The following is a 22,636-nucleotide window of genomic DNA, read 5'->3' on the forward strand; positions in this document are numbered from 1 at the left end:
CATTGTGCTGTTAATAAAAAACAAAAGCTGTAACGTTGAGGTACAGCTTTTCCTATTGTATTTGGAATTAATATTACGATTTTACTTCCTGGATAAAAAGGTTGATATCAGCTCTGATTAATAATTCATCATGATTGAACGTTTCGCAGAAGATGTGGCAAATGTTTTCAAACTGGGAAACAAGCGAAGCTTTTGAAATGATTTTATCTCCCACTTTCGGAAGGGCAAAAACCTCAATTTTTTTGATATTGGTAATAAAACCGATCACTTTCGTATCTGCTTCAGGATTTTCGAAAAAACTCTGTCCAAGAATGGAAGAACAGGTTTGTGCCAGATTTTCAATCAGCCCGGCTTCAACGAATTCATTGTTATGAACAAAGATATTCTCTTCTTTTATTTCAAAGGAAGTCACAACTTTTTCTTTGGTTAATTCCAAGATATGGTCAGCCATCAACATCGGTTCACGATGAGGCAGAAAGTTGTGTATATTGATCATTTGGTCTTCCCTGATTTCCATTAGAATTATTTTACAGCAGTTTTCATTTGAGATTTTGCAATCACATCACCATTTAATCTGGTGACGATATCTACAAGTGTTACTCCCATTACTTCATTAAGAATGGTAACTTCTGAGATAAGACGATCTCCGGTTTTAGGAAGTACCTCCGCTTCAAAAGATTTTATAGCTCCAATATATCCTGTAGGAGCTTCTTTCCCCAGCAGGAAATATTTATAACCTGTGTGTAATGCAACACTTTGTGCCTGATGTTCTATCATACCTGAAGCCTGAAAAATTCCGTTCTGAACAAAGAGGTTGTCTTCTTTTATTTCAAATCCGGAAATCAGATGCTTTTCAGAGTATTCTGTAAGCTCATGTACCATTACAAAAGGAAATCTTTGAGGAATAAGGCTTTCTACAAAATCTTTATCGGATGTTGGCAGTCTGTTCTCCATTAGCAAACAGTTAATAAGGCGCAAGAATAAGCAAATCTTCCACTTTCAGGAACACAAAGAAGTACTTTCTCTCCTTTTTTCAGTTTGCCGGAATTCATGATTTCTTCTAATGCAATAAAAATAGAACCTGCACCAATATTTCCGACATCAGAAAGATTGTAGAACCATTTCTCCCAAGGGAAATCCATTCCTTTTTTAGCAAACTCATCTTTTAAGCCCTCTTTAAAATAACCTGAAGAAATATGAGCCAAAACATGGTCTATTTTTTCAGGATCCAAATTATGTTTGTCAAAAGATGATCTTAAACTTTCTGCTCCTTTTACCAGAATATATTTATCAAGGATTTTAGTATCCTGTTTTAAGGCAAAGATAGATTGCTTTAACCATTCATCAGATGAATAGTCTGCCCATGATTGTAAACTTCCGTCTTCCTGCTTTTCGCATCCGGCATACATACATGCTTCAATTTCATGAGCATAAGAGTAGAAATCAATAAAATCTATTTTTAAAGAGATCTGATTTTCCCGGGGTTTATTTTCTAACAGGAAAGAACCTGCTCCATCAGAAAGCATCCATCTCAGGAACTCCCTTTTGAAAGCAATAATAGGTCTTTCTTCCAGTAATTTTAAATTCTCAGCTTCATGGTTGAATTTATCAGCAGTCATCCATGCAGACATTCTCTCAGAACCCGCACATACAGCGCTTTCGTGTACACCGGCTTTTACAGCAAGAAATCCGTAGTTAAGGGCATTCATCCCGGAATTACAAAGACCTGTAGCGGTATTAATCTCGATAGATTTTCCGATATTCAGCTCCCCATGAACCATAGAAGCGTGTGAAGGCTGTATCTGGTCCGGAGAAGTTGTTCCTACAGATAATAATTTCATATCCTGCTTTTTGAAATTTTCATCAAAAAGACCTTCGATTGCCTTTGCTGTAATCTGCGCATTGGTGTGCGTAGAATTCCCTTCTTTATCTAAAGCGTAATATCTTGTTGTGATTTTATTATTTCTTAAAATAAGTGTTCTTGCTTTAGAAGGCGCATCATTGATCAGACCAAGATAGGTCTCCATTTCATCATTCGATACCGGCTCATTGGGTAAGTATGTTGATGCTTTTGTTATAAATACGTCGTACATTCTATTTTAAATTAATTCCTTGTAAATATCTTTTTTGTTTTTGTCTTTTAAACCAAAATATGGGGGTTGTAAGCAGATGTAAAACCAAAACGATTGGTGAGATAATCCATATCGCTGCCATCAAATATACCTTAAAGAATTTTATCAGCAATGGACGTTTCTCTTTTTTCTTTATAATCAGATTGGACCAAACGGTGAAAATTTTATTTCCTACCTTTTCTACCCGTACCAGAAACGGACGGATCTCAACGGCTCCGTTTTTTACCAGATCTGGCTGTAAATTCTCCAGATCATTATCTTTAAAATGCTTTTTAATGATTTCTCCATACTTCACAGATCCTGTAATCTCTTCATCAGAAATACCGGCTGCAGGAAGTATTCCCGACTTTTCTTTCTGCCCTGTAGTCAGCCATCGTAAGATCGTTAGTACACTGGTATAATTGTCATGTCTGTCTACCAGGGCTATATTTCCAACAAGGTTGGCTTTTAAGTCTTTTAAATAGACCTTAAGTTTCTCCTGGGAAAGCATCCACATATTTCTTGTCCCGGAAATGGTAACAACAGGGGTGTCTTTAAGAATTTTCTCTGCATACCCACTTTTCAGGAATGAAATAATAGGAATAGATGGCGTTAAATACCATACCTGATAACCAAACAGGATGAGGTCATACTTTGTATTCAGTACCTCTTCCGATGGAGGGAGTATTTCTTTAGGGATCTGAAGATAAGACTCCGGGAAGGTATTGAAAAAAACATCACCTGGCCAGGGAAAAGGAAAATCTTCCTTCAGCTGAATGTTGTAATAGGTAACATGATATTCTTCCTTCTGAGCTTCAAAAGGTCTGGCAATATTTCTCACAATATCTTCCAGTTGGCCGGTTTGTGAATAATATATTACAAGTATGTTTTTTTTCATTACTATTTTTTAACGGTTACAAAAATATGTTTTTCATATTTATTATTCAGCCTTAAATACTTTTAATGAGTCAGAACTGAATTTTAATGTATAATTTTCGTTTTTAAATGATGCATTATTTGCATTAACAAAAATGATAATTTCCGGAAGAACCTGAATGGTGTTCACGGAAAAGCTGTCGTCTGAAACAAGAAGGATATCTATTTTTTTATTGACTTCTGAAAGATCTTGTATATAGTGAAGCTTCCTGCTTTTCACCAGATAAGTTTGAGAGGCAACTTCTCTTTTTTCACTGTTTTTAATGAATGAAAAGATTTTTCTGCTTGCCTGATAAAGCACCAGTAAAGCATCTTTTTGCCCAAAATCATTTGCTATATGCAGAATATTGGCGTCTTTAGGAATGTGTTTATTGAGTTCAAAATAAACAGATTTATAGGTGTTGAAATCTTTTTTTACTTCTTGTACCACATCAGTGTTCTTATATAAGTAGCTTAGGAACAATTTCTTTTTAAAATAATTCTCATCCTCAAGTTCTTCTCTCAGCCTGGCAAATTCATCCCTGAAATAGGCATTGATCTTTTTTGTTCTTTCAGAATAGTTAGTCCCAAAGCTTGTATCATCTTTGCTGATTCTGTTTCCTACTTTTACAGTAATACTTCCGTCATAAATAATAAAATCTCCTTTCGGCAATACTTCAGAATTCCCATGAATATAAAGAGGCAGAATATCTAAGCCAAACTGCTCAGCAAGATAGAATGCTCCTTTGTGGAACCTTTTGACATCATGAGTATAAGAGCGTTCTGCTTCAGGAAAAACAACAAGGGAATATCCCTGGTTAACCTTTTCCTTCAGTTTATCCATTCCATTTTCAATACCCTGTGAAACGGGGTAGAAACCTAATGCTTTTACCAGCTTTCCAAATACAGGAGATTCATATACCCAGTCATTGACCAGGTAAATGATTTTGTGAGTAGCCATAGCAATAGCCAGAGTGTCTAAAAATGAAGTATGATTGGCAATGATCACTGCCGGTTTGCTAAAATCCTCAGAAGTATTTCTGATGACTTTCTTCCTGACAAAGGGATTTGAATAAAGTACCGACGTTAAAAAACGGGCTAAGATCAGTTTTATAATATCCAATGTTTTTCCTTTAGCATTTTTAACGAAAAAACTTCCGAAGGCTGAAAATAGCAATCCTCCCAATCCATAATATAAAAATGATAAAAATGAATTAAGAAATAGCCTGAATGTAATAGGAGAAAGCCCCTTTTTTGCTCTGTTGGTAATTAAGAACCTAAACCAGAACGGATATAATGTTGAGGTAATGATAATCACGGAGAACATCCCGATTAAAGCAACCAGTGCTAAAGAATGTAGTGCCGGATGCTTGGCAAAGATCAGGGATCCAATGGAAAGTATCGTAGTGAAAACTGCCAGGATAATGGACGTTCTGTAGGTTGGAAGTTCGTTTTTTCCTGTAGTATGCTCTTTTTGCATGGCCTGTGTAAGGAAAATACTAAAATCATCACCTACTCCAAAGACTAATGTACATACTACTGTACTGAAGATATTGAGTTCCAGACCTAGAAAATAAAGGATTCCTGCTGTAACAATTCCGGTTAAAACAATTGGAAACATGGTAAGAATAGTCAGCTCAAAATTTCTGAAGAAAATAATAATGGTTAAAACGATGGCTAAAAGAGAATAGTTGATTAAAGTACTGAAGTCTCTTTTCAATAAACCAAGGAAATTTTCATTCATTTGCTGGCGGTCAATAGCGAGAGCATCATGTTTCTTTTCAATATCTTTAATGAAAGTATCTCTTTTGTTTTCGTCAACCTTTACAATATTTGAAACTGTGTAAAAACCGTTTTCGTGGCTTAAGAATTCTGAAATCTGTAATGCCTTTACCCTTTCATAGTCCTTCAATGTTAAAACTGCGTATTTTTTATGTAAAACATCATTAAAATGATCAAAAGCCGAACTGTTGAAACCAAATTTATTTCCGTTGCTGATCAGCTCTGCAACGGTGTTATTCTTTTTGTTGGTATCCCAGAAACGTTCCCATTCGGCCAATTTCTTTTGTTGATCTTTTTCGGAAAGTACAATATTACCAATTGAATTGTAGCTTAAAATTTTTCCATCTTTTTTCTCTTTTTCAAGAAATTGGCTCAACTTTGAGTTCCGGGCCAATGCTTCTTCTTCGGAATTTCCGTACGAGATGGTGTATATCGACTTTGAAGTGATGTCTGAAAGCTTCTGGAGTTTAGCCTCACTTATTTTCAGCTCTTTGGGAATGTAATTCAGATCACCAATATCTTCATTGAAGCCTACATGCCTGAAGCCAAATAAACAGGCAAGAATAATTAAAGAACAGCCAATAAGTAGAGGTTTGTTTTTTTCATAAGGATATGAACCAATCCGGTCTATGAAATTTGTATTGTGCTTTTCCGATGTTTTTTTAGGCTTATAAAGCTGAGGTACGATGATCAATGCACTGATAGACGATAGAATAACAGTGATAGCTGCAAAAAGACCGAGGTCCTTCAATGCTTCAGAGCGTACAAAAACCAGACATAAAAAAGAAACAGCCGTTGTTGCGCTGCTAAGGATGATGGGCTGTGTAATATCCTTGTAAAGCTCTTCAATATTATTGTTGTGCTTATAATGAGTGAGGATATGCAAGGCATAATCTATGGTGATTCCAATGAGAATAGCTCCTACACTTAATGAGATGGCTGAGATTTTATCCTTAATAAAATACAGTATCAATAGGGCGAGCAGCACAGAAAATACAGTGGGTAGAAAAACAATAACAGGGGTGAAGAAATTTCTGAAATAATAGATCAAAAGGACCAACAGCACCGTCATTGAAATGATAACCGTATTCTGAATATCTTTTTTGATTTGCTGGGCATTGGCAACAGCAATAACCGGTGACCCGAAATAACTGATTTCAGTTTTGCCTTTGAACTGTTTGTTAATATTTTCCCTTATCGTATTAAGCTGGTTCACAAAAGCTTCATTGCCCTTGGTGTCATTGCTTTTGTTTTTCGGATCAATAAATAATAAGAGGTTCTTGCCATCTTTGGTAACGATAAAGCTGTCTTCAAGTTTGAAATCTTTACTGATGTTTAAAGCATTCAGTTTTTTGATCCCCAAAAAAGTAAGTCCCAAAGGATCTTTTTTAATGAATTCTTTGGTAACAAGACTTGTAGGAGAAACTAATGATATATAATTGTTCTCCACCTGCCTCGCAATACTGTCTTTCTGAAGTTTCTGTCCGATTTCTTTATAATCGTTCTCATTCAGAAACAGAGGAAGGTTCTGATTGACAAAATCAAATGTTTCTGAAATTTCATTGTCATTTACTTTGCCCTGAACCGAGCCAATGTATTTTTGTAAAGGGTCAATTTTCTGTAGAAAGATATCTGCCGTTTCAGAAAGCTGAAAGCTGTCTTCACCGGATTTATTCTCTATAATAACAATAATCTTATCTGAAAAGTTAAGTTGTTTAAGAACTTTGGCCGTAAGGTCAGATTTTTCATTTTTAGGGATAATCTGATTAATGTCTTCTTCAAAGTTAATTTTTGAAGCGGAAAAAATACACAAAGCCGCGATTCCTAATGCACTCAATACAGCAATAGTTTTGTTTTTAGAAATCAGATAATATAAAAATATGAAAAAACGATGCATTATATTTAAAAGTCAGTCTGCAAATTTAAATTTTTAAGTATTAGTTCAAAATAATTGAGGGATAAGTTTTGTCTGAAAATCAATAAAATATTCTAGGCAGAATGAAAAAATATTCTACTTTTGCAAAAGTTCCCCTTTAATGAAATGTATTTTAAACCACAATTATTATTAAAAAATAAGAATCTGTTTTAGATATGTTGGAAAAAAATGATGAAAAAATAAACGGATTTCTATTTGTGATAGTACTTCCGCTTCTGCTGTTTGCCATGTCCTATTATGGATTTGAATCTTCCTACACCAGGTTGAAAACATCAGAAAAAACTCCGGAATTTTTATTCTCCTCTGTATATGCGTATAGGGTGATTCCTAATTATCTCAGTGTGCAGATGACAGACATAGTGTATTACCTGATCAATGGGCCTTTTTCGTTCTTTAAGGATTTCCTGTCTAAGAACGGGACACCATTTTATCATGGTCTTTTTCTGATGAACAGTTTTTTCTTTATCCTCTGTTCGGTTCTTATTAATAAAATGCTTCAGTTTAAAACGTTGTTTTCTGACGTTAATGTAAGGAGAGTCATTCATTTACTTTCAGTTTTTTTTATCGTTATCACTCAGTATGCTCCCACAAATTGTGATACCATTGCTTTATTTTGCTACTTATCAGGCGTTTTTCTTACGCTGAAATATCTGCACACCCAGCAAAAGGTATATTATGGGATTTTAATTGTCCTGATTATTATTTCTACATTCGTAAGGGAAACAGCATGTCTTAATATTGCTTTTTTTGCAGCGGTTTTCTTTAATGTGAAAAATATTCAGGAAAAAAATTACCGGTTTATATGGATAATAATTCCTTTGGTTGTTGCTTTTCTAATTCCATATCTTGGATTAAGAAAGTTTATGACAACAGAAGAAACAACCTTTGTGGAAGGTTTTTATATAGACAGAAACTTTTCAAGTCCGTTTAATTTAGCGGGATTGATTTTTGCAGTCGTAGTTCTTTATTTTATATATAAGCTTTGTATTGATAAAGAAAACAGGTTGGTATTTGGCAAATATCTTTTCTTTTCACTGCCTTATCTTATTATGATTACCTTAGTCGGATTGTTTTGGGAAGTGAGACTCTTTCTTCCTTTAATTCTAACCGGGATTATCATAGCGTTTCACCAGTTTAAAAAACAGCAGAGATTCAATTAGTATGAGTTTATTACATCCATATTATATTATTGCAATTATATATATGCTGTTCTTCAGTGTTCAGGAGGTATATGGTAAAAAAGTAGATAAAAAATGGTTTTGGTTCCTGGGTATTTATCTGATTATCATTGCAGGGCTTCGTGATAGTGTAGGTCCGGATTATGGTAGTTACCGTGGTATTTATATTTATTCCGATACCAAAAGCTATTACAGTATCTTTATGAAGATGCTCCATATGACGGGGCCGGATACCCTGGACGTAGAGTGGCTCTATACCTTGATTAATAAGATATTGCTTAACGTATTTAATGCCCCTTTTTATATTGTTACCCTTGTTATAGCCATTTTTGCAATAAGCTTTAAGATAAAATATACAGAAGACAATACTTTTTATCCTTTTACCTTTACCCTCTTCATGTTTATTCCCAACTTCTTCATCGGAGAAAGTGGGCAGATAAGACAAAACCTGGGTACCTTTATTGTTTATTTTGCTATACGCTATATCAAAGAAAGAAAACTGTGGCATTATCTGTTTTTTATATTCTTAGGATCAGGAATTCACAGTGTATGTTATCTGTTTTTACCCATGTATTGGCTGGCCCGCATTCCTTTGAATAAGACCGTTATGCTGATTATGATTATAGGCTCTGTCTTTCTGTCACCATTTGAAGTCTATAAGGTTTTTGGAAGCTTTTTAAGTGGTATGGCTGAAGACAGTACACTGGTTGAAGGGTTTAATGGGTATGTGGAAGAAACTGCACAGAGATTGAATGGTGGCTTTGGGATCCCTGAGGCAATGATGGTAATTCTGACTTTTTTCCTTTTTGCTTTTGATACCAAGATGAAGGAACTCTATCCTTATTATGAATACCACCGGAATTATGCTGTGGTAGGAATATGTTTCTACTTTATTTTCAGGAATAATCCTATATTTTCATCCCGTCTTGCAGGAGCATTTATCGGATTTTCATATATCATAATTCCTAATGCAATGTATGTGGTCTCGGCCAGGGTTAAAAATATGGTCTATGCATTTATTATTACTTTGGTAGTATTCAATTTTGTCGTTTTTGCTTCCTTTAATAATATAAAAGCAGGAAGGTTCTCAATAGATTTATATAAAAACCATATTCTTCCTTAGAAAATATTTCAAAATTAAAAAACAAAAGACAGCTCTTAGTGAGTTGTCTTTTTTGCAATACAATGACATGGATGCCAGTTATATTTCAGTTTTTACGTGAATGATGAGTTTTTAGTGGTAATGAATTTATTTTTAATTATTTACATTTTAATTCAGATATGGTATGTTTATTTATAAATTAAATATGTTTTTTTTGAGCATAGGCTTAAAAGTTGTATTTCTGATAATACACACAAATCCAGAATATGAAACGTTTAGTTAAAAAATTAGCAGCAATTTTTTGCTTAGTGTCGATTGGTCTCTGTTTTAAAGGTAACATAATTTCCATAGAGGGTTTTTCCTCAGTTGGTTATAAAGTAAACGTTTTGACTGCAAAAGAGTTGGATTCGTTGAATAAACCTCAAAATAATCTACGTTATACTATCATTCCAGACTGGAAAAAGGCGCCCAACAGTTATTTTTTTGATCCCGGCCAAAGTAGCGAAGGCCTGTTTGTTCCGGTAAGAAAGGCTTATGCTATGTGGGAAGGAGATCCTTATATTAATGGCAATGGGATACCTGCAGGAACAGTAACGGCAGATGTACTTTGGGAAGATGTACATGGTTTAATTAAATCCGGGACGGGCTATGCCTTAGAGATTTCGGGATCAGGGCAGGATGCAAAAATAAAAGTTCCTGTTAATAAGACTAAAAAAGGAAATGCGGTGATTGCTTTCAGAGTGAATGGAGAAATCTACTGGAGCTGGCATATCTGGGTCACCGACGATCCTTCCAATGGTTCATCCTATAAAAGTTTTGAGAATGTTAAAAGGCTAAGGTCAGACGGAACTATTGAGTCTATTCCTGATTTCGAATGGAAATGGATGGACAGAAACCTGGGAGCCCTTACCAGTTCCATTACAGCATCAGACTGGAATAGAAGTAACGGATTGCTTTATCAGTGGGGAAGAAAAGATCCTATTCCACCTTTGGTAACAAGAGGTAACGATTTTTATGAAGCATCAGGATCTGTAGGAAGGATAAGACACAGAGGTGCAAAGAACTTTACCAACGCGATAAGTATTGATGACCTTACAAAGGTAGTGTTGCTTTCTGCAGCAGAGATAACCAATAATATAAGGCTTTCTGTAAAAAATCCTTTGAGCCTGATTTATGTTAATAAAAATGATAACTCTGGGCAGGCCTATTACAATAATAATGTCAATCTTCCTGTCAACTGGTTTGGAAGAACTGCTGATTTACCAGATAACAGACTCTCCGAGCTTAATCTTTGGTCTGATAATTCGCAGGGAAAAATTGCTGCGGGATATAATAATGACAGCAGTGCAAAGCCATATAGAGATAAATCCGCATATGATCCCTGCCCCAATGGCTGGCGTGTTCCATCCATGCTTGTAGCTAATCTTGGATCTTCATCTTATATAGATGATATCCGGATAGATTTTTCACCTTTTGGGGTTAAGACCAGTATGGGAAAAAATGTTTTTGAAGCTAATAAATACCATATTATAAAACCAACAGATGCAGGCGTTCCGGCGTTCATGACAGGTTTTAAGATTTACCCGAACTGGGGATTTGATCTCTCCAGTGTTAACGGCTATGATATGGGAGTATTTCCGGGGACCGGACAGCTTATCAGGAATGCTCATTTAGGGCAATATAGCGATCAGCATCATACTGCGTTATGGACGGCTACTATGACGAGGCATTTTGATGCATCTCCCTCAGTTGGTGTAAGGGGATTAACTATGATTCCGGATAAAGGGCAGCCGGATATACCGGATCCAAATTATCCCAATATCCATGGTAGGTATTTTTATATGCCAATGTCCGGAATGTATACCTCAGATGCCAACGGATGCAGATGCATAAAAGACCCATTGTATAAGGTTAATGATTATGATTTCCCAACGGAATATATACCTGCTGCTGTAACAGATTATAAAGAAGGAATCAACAACCCCAATACCTATCTGGCGACTAAAAGCACACAGCCCTATACTGTGGAAATTCCTGTCAGTAAGGCATTTTCTGTTCAAAGCCAGTTGCTTAATAATCAAAATATACTAATTCCCTCAAATTTCAATAATCTGAAAGCCAATGTCCTGTGGACTACCAATGTCAACCTCATAAACAAAGTTTCCCTGGTGAATCCATCCCCATCTGCATTACAGGATATCAGGTATTCCCGGATATCTGTAGAGATACGGCCTAACCAAAGCGGAAATGCCGTTGTTACGCTACATAACGGAAGCATTACAAACCCTGTATACTGGAGCTGGCATATTTGGATTACAGATACTCCTGTAGTTTCCTATGCCTATACAACAGAACTTCCGGTAAAAGAAGCCGTGAATTATGTAAATTATGTGAATAAAGCAGACGTCGTACTAATGACCGAGTTTCTGGACAGAAATATAGGAGCCTTATCTGCTTTTCCAAATGTTGGAAATCCATTAGCTCCTACTGCTGCTGAGCTTGCAGAGATAAGAGCTTCTACCGGATTGCATTATCAATGGGGAAGGAAAGATCCTATTCCTACCTTTCAGTATGCAGATAACCGGGCTTCTTTCAATGTGTTTTTGGGGAAAGTTCAGGAGAATGGTACCGTTTCATATACTACGCTTTCAGCTGCAGCCTATAATAACCTTTCGGCAGGATATATAGTTCCTTATGATACGTATGCTTCTGCTTCGGGTGTTCAGGGAATAGATAAACCGGTTGATAAAGTGAATAAAATAATGGCTTACTCAGTGCGGAATCCTTTGGTTTTTATGGTCCCGAGTACCTTTTCACCATTTAACAGTTCGGCTCCCAATTATACCAATGGAACAGACTGGATAGCTAATGAGCCAAACCTTGCCCCGGACAGATGGGGAAGAGGAGGAGGAAAGTCCCCTTTCGATCCTTGCCCTGACGGATGGAGAATCCCGGATCTTACCAGTGTGGCACTCGTTTCCGGACAGGATTTTGGACAAACCCCATGGTATAAAAAAGATAAAAATATAGCCACTTCTTATAGTATTGCTGCTGATTATAAGGGGATTCGCGTGAGAAACCCGTCTACAGCTTATACTATAGGGTATCAGTTTTCGGATAAGACATATACCATTGGAAATTACCCCGATTCTGGTTCCCGTGCATTCAGAAATGTTGTAGGAAACCAGTCTCCACAAGGAACTTTTAATGTAGTGAATTTTCAATATCCGGGAATATGGACCGATGCACTGGCTTCGAATTATCTGGGAAGAGCCGTTAATATATTGTTTGATGCAGCTTCTACAGCCAATCGCCTGATAGTCTTTCATGATAATAATGATCCGTATTTTGGAATGGGCTGCCGCTGTGTAAGAGTTAAATATAATGCTTTTGGAAAAGAAGAAGGGCCCGCTTCAAAATTTGTGATCAGTGCACTGCGAAATGGGATTATAACCTCTGTAGCTTTCAATAATACAGAACTTAAAACAGAAACCAAGCATATTTCAGTATTTCCCAATCCTTTTAAAGATACTCTTTATCTCAAGGAGTCAGAAAATAAGGAATATAACTATGAAGTATATGATGTTTCCGGAAGGCTTGTGAAATCGGGAATATTTGAAAATAAACAAACGGATCTTTCTTCTTTAGTTCCGGGAGGGTATTTAATAAGAATAAATAATTCTGAAGCAGTGGTGAAAATTATAAAAAGATAAATCTGCTGGAATAATGCTTAAAAAGGCAGAATACATGAGTTTATTCTGCTTTTTTTGAACAATACATATTTTCTGTGTCTATTACAGTTGGTGAAAAATTCTATATCCCTTAAGATTGATAAGTGGTTAACATGCTAAAACATACAATATAAAGGACTTGATTGGGCTGAAGAGGGTTGTCATAATACGCTCTTAAGAAATCTAATTGTCAAATTAAACGAATAGAACAAAAAGTATATAATAAAAAAGCTTTACTTTTGCAAAAAATTTTTAGAATGTCGAAAAATTTAGTAATCGTCGAGTCCCCGGCAAAAGCAAAAACTATTCAGAAATATTTAGGAAAGGATTTTGAAGTGAAATCCAGCTTCGGTCATATCCGGGATTTGCCTAAAAAAGGGATGGGAATAGATCTTGCCACATTCAGTCCAGATTACGAAGTTTCTGCAGACAAAAAGAAATTGGTAACAGAACTAAAAGCTGCAGTAAAGAAGGCCGAAATGGTTTGGCTGGCTTCCGATGAAGACCGTGAGGGGGAAGCTATTGCCTGGCACTTAGCAGATGAGTTGAAACTGAAGCCTGAAAACAGAAAAAGAATTGTTTTCCATGAGATTACTAAAAATGCCATTCTAAAAGCAATTGAAAACCCAAGAGATATTGACCAAAATCTGGTCAATGCTCAGCAGGCAAGAAGAGTATTGGATAGGATTGTAGGTTTTGAAATGTCTCCCGTTTTATGGAAGAAAGTAAAACCAGGGCTATCTGCAGGAAGAGTTCAGTCTGTAGCGGTAAGGTTAATTGTTGAAAGAGAAAAAGAAATCCGTGAGTTTGTACCAAAAGCAAGCTTTAAGCTGGATGGGATCTTCCTGAATAATGCAGAACAGGAAATTGCTGCCAAGCTGAAAAAAGATTTTGAAAAAGAACAGGACGCAGAAAAATTTCTTGAGCAGGCAAAAACTACAGAATTCAAAGTACTGAATGTGGAAACAAAACCTGGTACACGCTCTGCATCTGCTCCGTTTACCACTTCTACATTACAACAGGAAGCTTCTTCACGATTGGGATATAATGTGACCAATACCATGCGTCTGGCACAGAGATTATACGAAGAAGGATACATTACCTATATGAGAACCGACTCGGTAAATCTTTCCCAGGAAGCTATTGAAGGAGCCAAAAAGCAAATCATATCAGAATACGGAACAGAATATTCTTCTCCGAGAAATTACACTACAAAGTCGGCATCGGCACAGGAAGCTCATGAAGCGATCCGTCCTACAGATTTTGGAGTGAAAAGTATAGGAGATGCTCAGTTGAGTAAACTATATCAGTTGATTTACAGAAGAACATTGGCTTCTCAGATGTCCAATGCTAAAATTGAAAAAACTGTCATTGAAATTGGAAATGCATCTTTGCCACATCATTTTGAAGCACAGGGTGAGGTTATTATTTTTGATGGTTTCCTGAAAGCTTATGGTATTGTAAAGACGGAAGATGAAGATGATGAGAGCAACGAAAAGCTATTGCCAAAAGTAAAAGTTGGTGAGATATTAAACTATAAAAGCATTACTGCTACAGAAAAGTTTACAAGACCAAGTGCAAGATATACTGAAGCCGGGTTAGTAAGAAAACTTGAAGAATTAGGGATTGGAAGACCTTCTACATACGCTCCTACTATTCAGACTATCCAAAATAGAGAATATGTAGACAAGCGGGAGATTGAGCCGCAAACCCGTGAAGTGATTAAGATGTCTTTGGTAAAAGATAAAATCAAAAAGGTAGTTCTTGACGAGAAATTTGGTGGAGATAAAAATAAATTCATTCCTACAGATATAGGAGAAGTTGTGAATGATTTCCTAACAGATAATTTTAAAGAAATCTTAGACTATGGTTTCACAGCAAGAGTAGAAGAGAGTTTTGATGAAATTGCAAGTGGTGACCAAAAGTGGAAAGAAATGATGACCAATTTCTACTCAAAATTCCATCCAAGAATTGAAGATGTAGAAGAGAATGCTGACCGTGCAACGGGAGATAGGTTATTAGGGGTAGATCCTAAAACAGGTAAAAATGTTCACGCCAGAATTGGAAGATTTGGGGCTATGATCCAGATTGGAGAAACCGATGATGAAGAAAAACCAATCTTTGCTTCATTAATGACCGGGCAGAATATAGCTACAATTACTTTTGAAGAAGCTATAGAATTATTCAAATTACCTTTTGACTTAAATGAATTTGAAGGGCATGCCGTTTCTGTAGGAGTAGGAAGATTTGGGCCTTATGTAAAATGGGGTGATACTTTCATCAGTATCCCTAAAGGTGAAGATCCTTTATCTGTGAGCCAGAGCCGTGCAGAGGAAATTATCAACGAAAAGAAAAAAGCCGATGCGCCAATTGCCACTTATAAAGGCGAACCGGTAACCAAAGGTGCAGGAAGATTCGGTCCGTTTATCAAATACAAAGATATTTTTATCAATGTTCCGAAGAAATATAATTTTGACAACCTTTCCCAAAGTGATATCAATGAACTGATTGATGCTAAGTTGGAAAAAGAAGCAAACCGTTATATCCAGCAGTGGGAAAAAGAAAAAATCTCTATTGAGAACGGAAGATGGGGACCTTTCATCAAATTTGGAAAAGCAATGTTTAAAATTCCAAAGAAAAATGATGATACAAAATATGATGCAGAAGAATTGAAGGATGTTTCTTTGGATGAAGTGAAAAAATGGATTACCGATCAGGATAAAAATGCCTTTGCAGAAAAGAAAAAGCCTGCTGCCAAAAAAACTGCTGCTGTAAAGAAAACGGCAACAGCTAAAAAGCCAGCTGCCAAAAAAAAGTAATATTAAAATAATAATACAAAGCCGTTAACAAATAGTGTTACCGGCTTTTTTTATTAATAAATGCAGTGTAGAGGTAAGGAGTTGCTGTGGTTTTTTTTGTATGTTTGTTATATAAAGCAATTAGTAAATTATCACCTTATCAAATTTTTTTAATTAATATGGATTTTGGAGACTTTATCATTTCACCAAGAAATTTCAAAACAGAAACCTGGCAGATTGGAAGTCGGATTACAAAAGATATAAAAGAGGACAGTATTGTACTTTTATTTGTATCGGATTACAGAGGAGCAGGCGGTGAAGCGGAAGTACAGGACTTTACAGCAGTCAGAAAGGAATTCTATAAGCTTTCTCAGCTTGATTTTGAAATCCCTATTGTAGATCTTGGAGATTTGGTCTCAGGGAAATCTGTTCAGGATACCCATTATATTTTGCAGGAAGTTTTGTCGGCCTGTCATTATAAAAGAGCTGTTCCGGTAATTATTGGAGGTTCCAACGACTTTGCCTATTCCTTATTTTCAGCATTAAATTTTCATCAGAAAAGTCTCAATTTTACTCAGATCAGTAATATGATCTCTCTTAAGCAGGGGGAAGAAATTAATGAGCATACTTTTTTAAGCAAAATTTTTGGAGCCAAGAATTTTTCTATTAAAAATTATCACCATTTAGGATACCAGAAACATTTAAATGAAATAGACTCTGTCCGATTGATTAAGGAAGTAGAGTTTGATATTGTCCGTTTGGCTGAAATGATGAATTCTACTGAGAAAACAGAACCTTTCTTCAGAAGAGCAGATCTTGTAACAGTAAATTGCGATGCTATTGAAAGTTTCAGTGAGCCTTTTTCTATGAATCCTCAGGTGAATGGGTTGAACAGAAGAGAGATTTGTGCCTATATGAAAGAAATAGGACTGAGTGAACATCTGAAATCTGTAGGAATCTTTAATTATAATATCTATTCTGAAAATCAACTGAATCACCAGCTATTAGCTCAAATGCTCTGGTACCTCGCAGAAGGTATTAATATTCAAAGGTCTCATCCGAAAGAAAGACACTACGAAATATTCTATGTGTTGGTTGACGACAGACAGTACACTTTCAAACGGGATACTTTCAGTAACCTGTGGTATTTTGGCGAAGACGAGGATATAGAAAACTGTATTCCGTGCTCCCGAAAAGATTTTGATGATGCCAAAAAGGGCTGGTTGAATGCAAGGCTGACGAAAATTTAATGTATGATAAATAGCCTTTCAAAAGTTTCAATCATTGTTCCTGTATATAATGTCGAAAAGTATTTGGCAAAATGTCTTGACTCTTTGGTTAATCAGACTCTTCAAAATATTGAAATTCTTGTTGTGAATGATGGCAGTACAGACCGTTCTGAAGATATCATTAAAGAATATTCTCAAAAATATCCCGAGAAAATTAAAGCTTTCACCAAAGAAAATGGTGGGTTAAGTGATGCCCGGAACTTCGGAATTGACAGAGCTACGGGTGATTATATCGGGTTTGTAGACAGTGATGACTATGTTACAGAAAAAATGTTTGAAGAAATGCTTCTGCTGGCGGAAAAACATCAGACTCAAATGGTGATCTGCAATATTCAAAAGGTGGATCAACATGGAGCAATTACCCAGAAACTTACTCAAATGCCTAATATGCCTGAGAAAATAGACCTTGAAAAAAACTTCTCTGTCTTTTCTGATATCAGCTATTTTGCCTGTAACAAATTGTTTAAAAAAGAACTCTTTCATCAGAAAAGATTTAAGAAAGGAGTACATTTTGAAGATATTCAGCTTATTCCACAGTTGCTGCTGGAATGCAGTACTATTGCTCAGACTCAGAATTACCATTATCAGTACCTTGAACGTACGGACTCCATTACAAAGACCCATACTGAAAAAGGACTTGATATGCTGAAAGCAGTAGCAGATGTTGAAAATACTTTTAATGAATCCCAGTACACCCATAAAAGAAAAGAACTGAAAAATTTTCAGATTTTTGAAGGAGTGTACTCGTTTCTGGCGTATCTCGCATTCGTTAAAAAAGATGAAGTGTTTTATGAAATGGCTGAACAACTGGATTTTTTCATAAAAAAAAGACATATAAAAATTCAAGATATATTGAACTATAATCGTTTTGGTAAGAATTATCTTTTATCTTTGCCAGTGAAAAAAAAGATTTTTTATCTGTTATTTTTTGCAGGGCAGAAGAAACTGATAAGAAAATTAATGTAAACACAAGTGTAAGTACTATTGTTTCGGATAATAGCATTATGATGTAGATGATTCGTTATATCTATGTGATGATTTTTCAAACGAGGCATGTGTAACTGAATAAGAAAAAAAATGAAAAATTTTGAATTGTTCTTAAGCGGATCGGGAATACCTATTTTCTATGTGAAGATAGGGTTGGGTTTTATATTTTCCTTTTTAATCACTTTTTTTTCTATACCTACCATTGTAAAGATTTCAAGAAGAAAGAATCTGATGGATGAGCCTGGAATAAGAAGCTCACACCTCAGAAAAATTCCCAACCTTGGAGGTATAGCTATCTTCTATTCCATAGGAATCTGTGCTTCTATTTTTGCCTACGAGCTGTTTGATCTCTATAAGTTCTTATTTGCATCATTAATTATCCTGCTATATGTAGGAGTAATGGATGATATTGTGGTAATGAGAGCGTATAAAAAACTTGTAGCACAGATCATAGTATCTTCATTAGTGGTTATCGGCTCAGATATCAGAATCAGAAGTCTGTTTGGAATATTTGGAGTATATGAACTGAGTTACTTCATAAGTGTTGTATTTAGTATTATTACTTTCATTATTCTTATCAATGCCTTTAATCTGATAGATGGTATAGATGGGCTTGCGGGCGGATATTCCGTGATTTGCAGTGCCTTGTTCGGAATAAGCTATTACAGATTGGGGGAATACAATTATCCACTAGTTATTTTATCTGTTGTCATTATAGGAACTGTTTTGGCATTTCTGTATTATAATCTGTCAAACTATAGGACCAACAAAGTATTTATGGGGGATACAGGCTCCATGCTGCTGGGCTTTTTACTGGCATTTACTTCCATTTGTTTTATTGATATTTTTATTGATAAAAAACTGGCAGATGTACCAAGATACCACTTACAATCAGCACCTGTTGTGGCTGTTGCTATTTTGATCCTGCCTATTGTAGATACGTTAAATGTAATTATGATAAGGCTTTACAATAAAAAGTCACCCTTTGATGCAGATAAAAACCATATCCACCATAAGCTGCTGAAACTTGACCTTACCCACAGGAGATCATCCTTCTATATCATTCTTTACTATCTGATGATTGTAGGAATTGCCTATTATTTAAGACATATGAATGTAAATCTACTGCTATTGGTTATTATTTCATTGGGCTTTTTGGGAGCTTATTTACCGGATTTATTGTATCGGTTAAGAAATAACAAAAATTAACAATTTAATCTTTACTTTTGTAAACATATTTTAACATGATGAAGAACTTTAAGTATTTATTTTTAATATTACCCTTTTTAATTACTTCCTGCATCACAACAAAGGATGTGCGATATTTACAGCCAAGTGAGAGTCTTGTCATAAACGAAGAAGGTCTTGTTCCCTACAATATCCCTGTTTATAGGATTACTAAAAATGATATCCTCAATTTAAACATCGTTACCACCCCTAAAGGAGATGCTGCCCAGTTTTATTCTGCCTATAATGCATCCGGAGGAGTAGGTATTCCCGTTTTGAATAATGCCAGTTCCGGAGCAGGAAGAGCCAGCGGAGGAACTGGAGAAGGTTCCAGTTTTGGAGGAAATACAAGCTTTTATTTTAACGGTTTGAAAGTAGATTCTAATGGAGATATCAATGTTTTTGGAGTAGGCTATATAAAAGCTGAAGGAAGAACATTGGATGATATAAGCAAAGAAATTCAAGGAAAAGTAAATGAAAACTTTCAGGATGGTAAATCTGAAGTAAGATTAAATACGAACGGAATTACCTATTATATTCTTGGAGATGTAGAAACTACCGGTATTTCAGGGGAAAAAGTGGCTCATAAAAATACAATGACCATTACCGAAGCCTTAGCTATAAATGGTGGACTGAACAGAACAATTGACCGGAAAAATGTTGTAATTCATAGAAAATTACCGGAAGGAATTAAAATTGCTAAAATAGACCTTACCCGGGAAGATCTTATGAATTCCCCTTTTTATTATGTGCAGAACGGAGATGAAATTTATCTTAACACCAGAAAGAAAAGCCTGAACGGATTCGGAAAAGATCCTATTCAGACCTTACTTACCAGTGTGACGGCAATTACAACGGCACTTACTTTATATACAATCCTACAAAAACTTTAATCCTATGATTCCAGGAAAAGACAATACAGTAGGGAAAAATGACTCCTCAAAAGAAAAGTATGGGGTGTTTGCATTATTTGATATTGAACATTTTGTAAGAAGAGTACTTAAAAACTGGTATTGGTTTGTGCTTATGCTGTTTATTGGATATGCCGTTTCTTGGGTATACAGTAAATATTATGCACAGAATATATTTGCCTCAGATATTTCTTTAAGTACCTCAAACAATACTGCCAGCTTTTTACAGCCCACTCAGGCAAGTCAGTCTATTAATTTTATCTGGGGACAAAATGGCAATCAGGATGGAATATTTTTAAAGAAGATGCTTTTATCGAGATCTCACAACGAGTTTCTGGTAAAAGAACTGGATCTTTTTGTTAATTATTCTACCAAAGGACTTATAAAGTCTACCTATTTGGATAAGGATGACTCTCCTGTATTTCTTGAAATTGATAAAAAACATCTTCAGCAGACCCATTACCCAATTACACTAATCCCAAAAGGAAATGGAACATATGAGGTAGTTCTTCCGGAAGAAGGAGAATCTACCAACTTATACAGCTACGAAGCAGAAAACTTTCAGGCCATTAGACCTTATACCAGACCTGCTAATAAGATTATTAGGATAAATGAATGGTATAATTCTCCTAACTTAAGATTTAAGCTGGTTCAAAACTCGGTAACTCCTAAAATAAAGTTTGAGAATATTATTATTAATCTGAATACTGTCAATGAAAGTGTTAATGATATTGTTTCTACAATTTCTGTAGATTTCGATAAGGAGATCAGTACGATAATGGTTATTGTAAAAAAAGGGTACAACCTGAACAGTACAGTAAACTTTCTTAATAAATCTGTAGCTGAACTTCAAAAGAAAAGACTCGCTGATAAAAATATAGTAAATAAAAACACGGAAATTTATCTGCAGGGAAATTTAAGTAATATAAGAAAGAAGTTAGATTCCAGTGCTTCAGTGCTGAATTATTTAAAAACATCAGAGAAACTTTATAATATTAAAGACAGGGATGAGAAGTCTCTGGATAAGATAAAAGAACTTGAAGCACGAAAGGCTGATCTGGTAAGTAAAATAAGTTCACTGAATACGATTAAGAATACCCTTCAGTCTCAGGATTTCGACAAAATGATCGGAACGAACGCTGCAGGCTTCGAAGATGGTATGTTCTCTGCATCGGTTACCGAATTGAAGGCTTTGTATGCCAAAAGATCAGAAATGGCTTTGATTTATAAAGCGAATTCTGAACCCATGAAAGAAATTAACAGGCTTATTAATGAGTCAAGAATGGGTGCTTCAAATAGTCTGAGAAATTATTATACTAAATATTATGATGAGATCAATAAAATTGATCGGGAAGTCTCGGACGCCAATTCAGACCTTGCTTTATATCCTGAAAAAGAAAGAAAATATCTGGATGCAGAACGCGGGTATAATATGATAGAATCTACATATAACAGTCTTTTAGGAAGGCAGAATGATACCCAGATGAGAATGGCAACCAATCAGTCTGATATCACGGTTATTGACCCTGCCAAAAATTTAGGGCAAAACCCTATCGCACCTAATATAAAGCTGGCCAAGATTATTATTATGTTGGGAATGTTACTCCTTCCTTTCTTATTTATTTTAATCGGAGAACTTCTTGACAATAAAGTTAGAAATATCAAAGAACTATTAAGTGCAACAAAAATTCCGCTACTAGGTGTTATAGGAAACAACAATAACGAAAATATGCTTACTGTTTTGGAACAACCAAAGTCATCTGTTTCAGAGGCATTTAGAGGAATAAGAGCGAGTATTAGATTCTTAATGAATAACGATAATGAAGAAGAAAAAGGAAAAGTAATACTGGTGACTTCTTCCATTGGTGGAGAAGGAAAAACCTACGTTTCTATCAATTTAGCTTCTGTGATTGGATTGAGTGATAAGAAAGCAATTCTGTTAGGGATGGACCTTAGAAAACCAAAGATCTTTGGAGATTTTAAAATTGATAATAAATATGGTATTTCAAATTATCTGACAGGAGAAGTAGAAATAGACCAGATTGTTAATAAAACCAGAATTCCGAATTTAGATGTAGCAACCTCTGGACCTATCCCGCCAAATCCTTCTGAACTTTTAATGAGCCAGAGAAACATTAAGTTTTTGGAAGAGCTAAAAGAAAAATATGACTTCATTATTATAGATTCTCCGCCAGTAGGTCTGGTAGCAGATTCTTATGAATTAATGAAATACTCTGATGCCAATATCTATGTCGTTCGTCATGAGTATACTGAGAAATATATGCTTAAAATGATTACTGATAAGTACCATAATAATGAAATTAATCATTTAGGACTTATTTATAATGATTATAACACAAAACAAGGTTACGGTTATGGCTATGGCTACGGTTATGGCTATGGTTACGGTTATTTTGATGAAGATAAAAATTATAAAGAACCATTACTAATCAGGATAAGGAATAAAGTACAGACAATGTTTAATAAAAAATAGAGCTTTAAACCCTCATATAATGGGGGTTTTTCTATATATTATGTATTTTCAATCTGTGAAAAAAAGAATATTTTTGCCACTTTATCGTTTACTTTATAACAAATTATGTTTTTTTGTTTATTTTTAACTAAACATTAAGATTATCATTAATATAAAAATGTTTTATATTTGCAAA

At 35.3% G+C, this 22,636-nt stretch carries 14 protein-coding genes; 9 read left to right on the forward strand and 5 right to left on the reverse strand.

The features are described from left to right. Positions 1 to 73 precede the first annotated feature (73 nt). From MP478_RS14895 to MP478_RS14915, 5 genes are read right to left on the reverse strand one after another with little or no spacing between them, the layout of a single operon-like run. The gene (locus MP478_RS14895) at positions 74 to 517 is read right to left on the reverse strand and encodes an ABC transporter permease (protein ID WP_257189738.1); all 444 of its coding nucleotides are present in this window, start codon (positions 515 to 517) and stop codon (positions 74 to 76) included. A gap of 5 nt (positions 518 to 522) precedes the next feature. Next, positions 523 to 954, reverse strand: a complete 432-nt coding sequence (locus MP478_RS14900; protein ID WP_230032414.1) for a hypothetical protein — start codon at positions 952 to 954, stop codon at positions 523 to 525. Next, complete coding sequence (locus tag MP478_RS14905; RefSeq protein WP_230032413.1) at positions 954 to 2,093, reverse strand: beta-ketoacyl-ACP synthase III; 1,140 nt, start codon at positions 2,091 to 2,093, stop codon at positions 954 to 956. Before MP478_RS14905 ends, MP478_RS14900 begins: the two co-directional genes overlap by 1 nt. A 1-nt stretch (position 2,094) precedes the next feature. Further along, positions 2,095 to 3,009, reverse strand: a complete 915-nt coding sequence (locus tag MP478_RS14910; RefSeq protein WP_257200877.1) for a dialkylrecorsinol condensing enzyme DarA — start codon at positions 3,007 to 3,009, stop codon at positions 2,095 to 2,097. Positions 3,010 to 3,051: 42 nt separating this feature from the next. After that, complete coding sequence (locus MP478_RS14915; protein ID WP_257200878.1) at positions 3,052 to 6,705, reverse strand: MMPL family transporter; 3,654 nt, start codon at positions 6,703 to 6,705, stop codon at positions 3,052 to 3,054. 194 nt (positions 6,706 to 6,899) lie between these two features. Between MP478_RS14915 and MP478_RS14920 the strand changes: the two genes are divergently transcribed. From MP478_RS14920 to MP478_RS14960, 9 genes are all read left to right on the forward strand, one after another. Then, the gene (locus MP478_RS14920; RefSeq protein ID WP_257200879.1) at positions 6,900 to 7,904 is read left to right on the forward strand and encodes a hypothetical protein; all 1,005 of its coding nucleotides are present in this window, start codon (positions 6,900 to 6,902) and stop codon (positions 7,902 to 7,904) included. Position 7,905: 1 nt separating this feature from the next. After that, positions 7,906 to 9,045, forward strand: a complete 1,140-nt coding sequence (locus MP478_RS14925) for an EpsG family protein (protein WP_257189741.1) — start codon at positions 7,906 to 7,908, stop codon at positions 9,043 to 9,045. A 365-nt stretch (positions 9,046 to 9,410) separates the two neighbouring features. After that, positions 9,411 to 12,737, forward strand: coding sequence for a T9SS type A sorting domain-containing protein (locus tag MP478_RS14930; RefSeq protein WP_257200880.1), 3,327 nt, complete (start codon positions 9,411 to 9,413; stop codon positions 12,735 to 12,737). A 275-nt stretch (positions 12,738 to 13,012) separates the two neighbouring features. After that, positions 13,013 to 15,574 carry a type I DNA topoisomerase gene (gene topA / locus MP478_RS14935; RefSeq protein WP_257189743.1) on the forward strand — a complete coding sequence of 854 codons (2,562 nt, stop codon included), beginning with the start codon at positions 13,013 to 13,015 and terminating at the stop codon, positions 15,572 to 15,574. 158 nt (positions 15,575 to 15,732) lie between these two features. Next, positions 15,733 to 16,803 carry a formimidoylglutamase gene (locus MP478_RS14940; RefSeq protein WP_257189744.1) on the forward strand — a complete coding sequence of 357 codons (1,071 nt, stop codon included), beginning with the start codon at positions 15,733 to 15,735 and terminating at the stop codon, positions 16,801 to 16,803. A 3-nt stretch (positions 16,804 to 16,806) separates the two neighbouring features. After that, positions 16,807 to 17,808, forward strand: a complete 1,002-nt coding sequence (locus tag MP478_RS14945; RefSeq protein ID WP_257200881.1) for a glycosyltransferase family 2 protein — start codon at positions 16,807 to 16,809, stop codon at positions 17,806 to 17,808. Positions 17,809 to 17,919: 111 nt separating this feature from the next. After that, positions 17,920 to 19,038 carry a glycosyltransferase family 4 protein gene (locus MP478_RS14950; protein WP_257200882.1) on the forward strand — a complete coding sequence of 373 codons (1,119 nt, stop codon included), beginning with the start codon at positions 17,920 to 17,922 and terminating at the stop codon, positions 19,036 to 19,038. Positions 19,039 to 19,076: 38 nt separating this feature from the next. Then, positions 19,077 to 19,949: a polysaccharide biosynthesis/export family protein gene (locus MP478_RS14955; protein ID WP_047492515.1), complete on the forward strand. Its 873-nt coding sequence runs from the start codon at positions 19,077 to 19,079 to the stop codon at positions 19,947 to 19,949. 4 nt (positions 19,950 to 19,953) lie between these two features. After that, positions 19,954 to 22,461: an exopolysaccharide transport family protein gene (locus tag MP478_RS14960; RefSeq protein WP_257200883.1), complete on the forward strand. Its 2,508-nt coding sequence runs from the start codon at positions 19,954 to 19,956 to the stop codon at positions 22,459 to 22,461. The last annotated feature ends 175 nt before the right edge of the window (positions 22,462 to 22,636 follow it).

Origin of the sequence: Chryseobacterium sp. WG14 (assembly GCF_024586945.1) — a bacterium.
GTDB lineage: Bacteria > Bacteroidota > Bacteroidia > Flavobacteriales > Weeksellaceae > Chryseobacterium.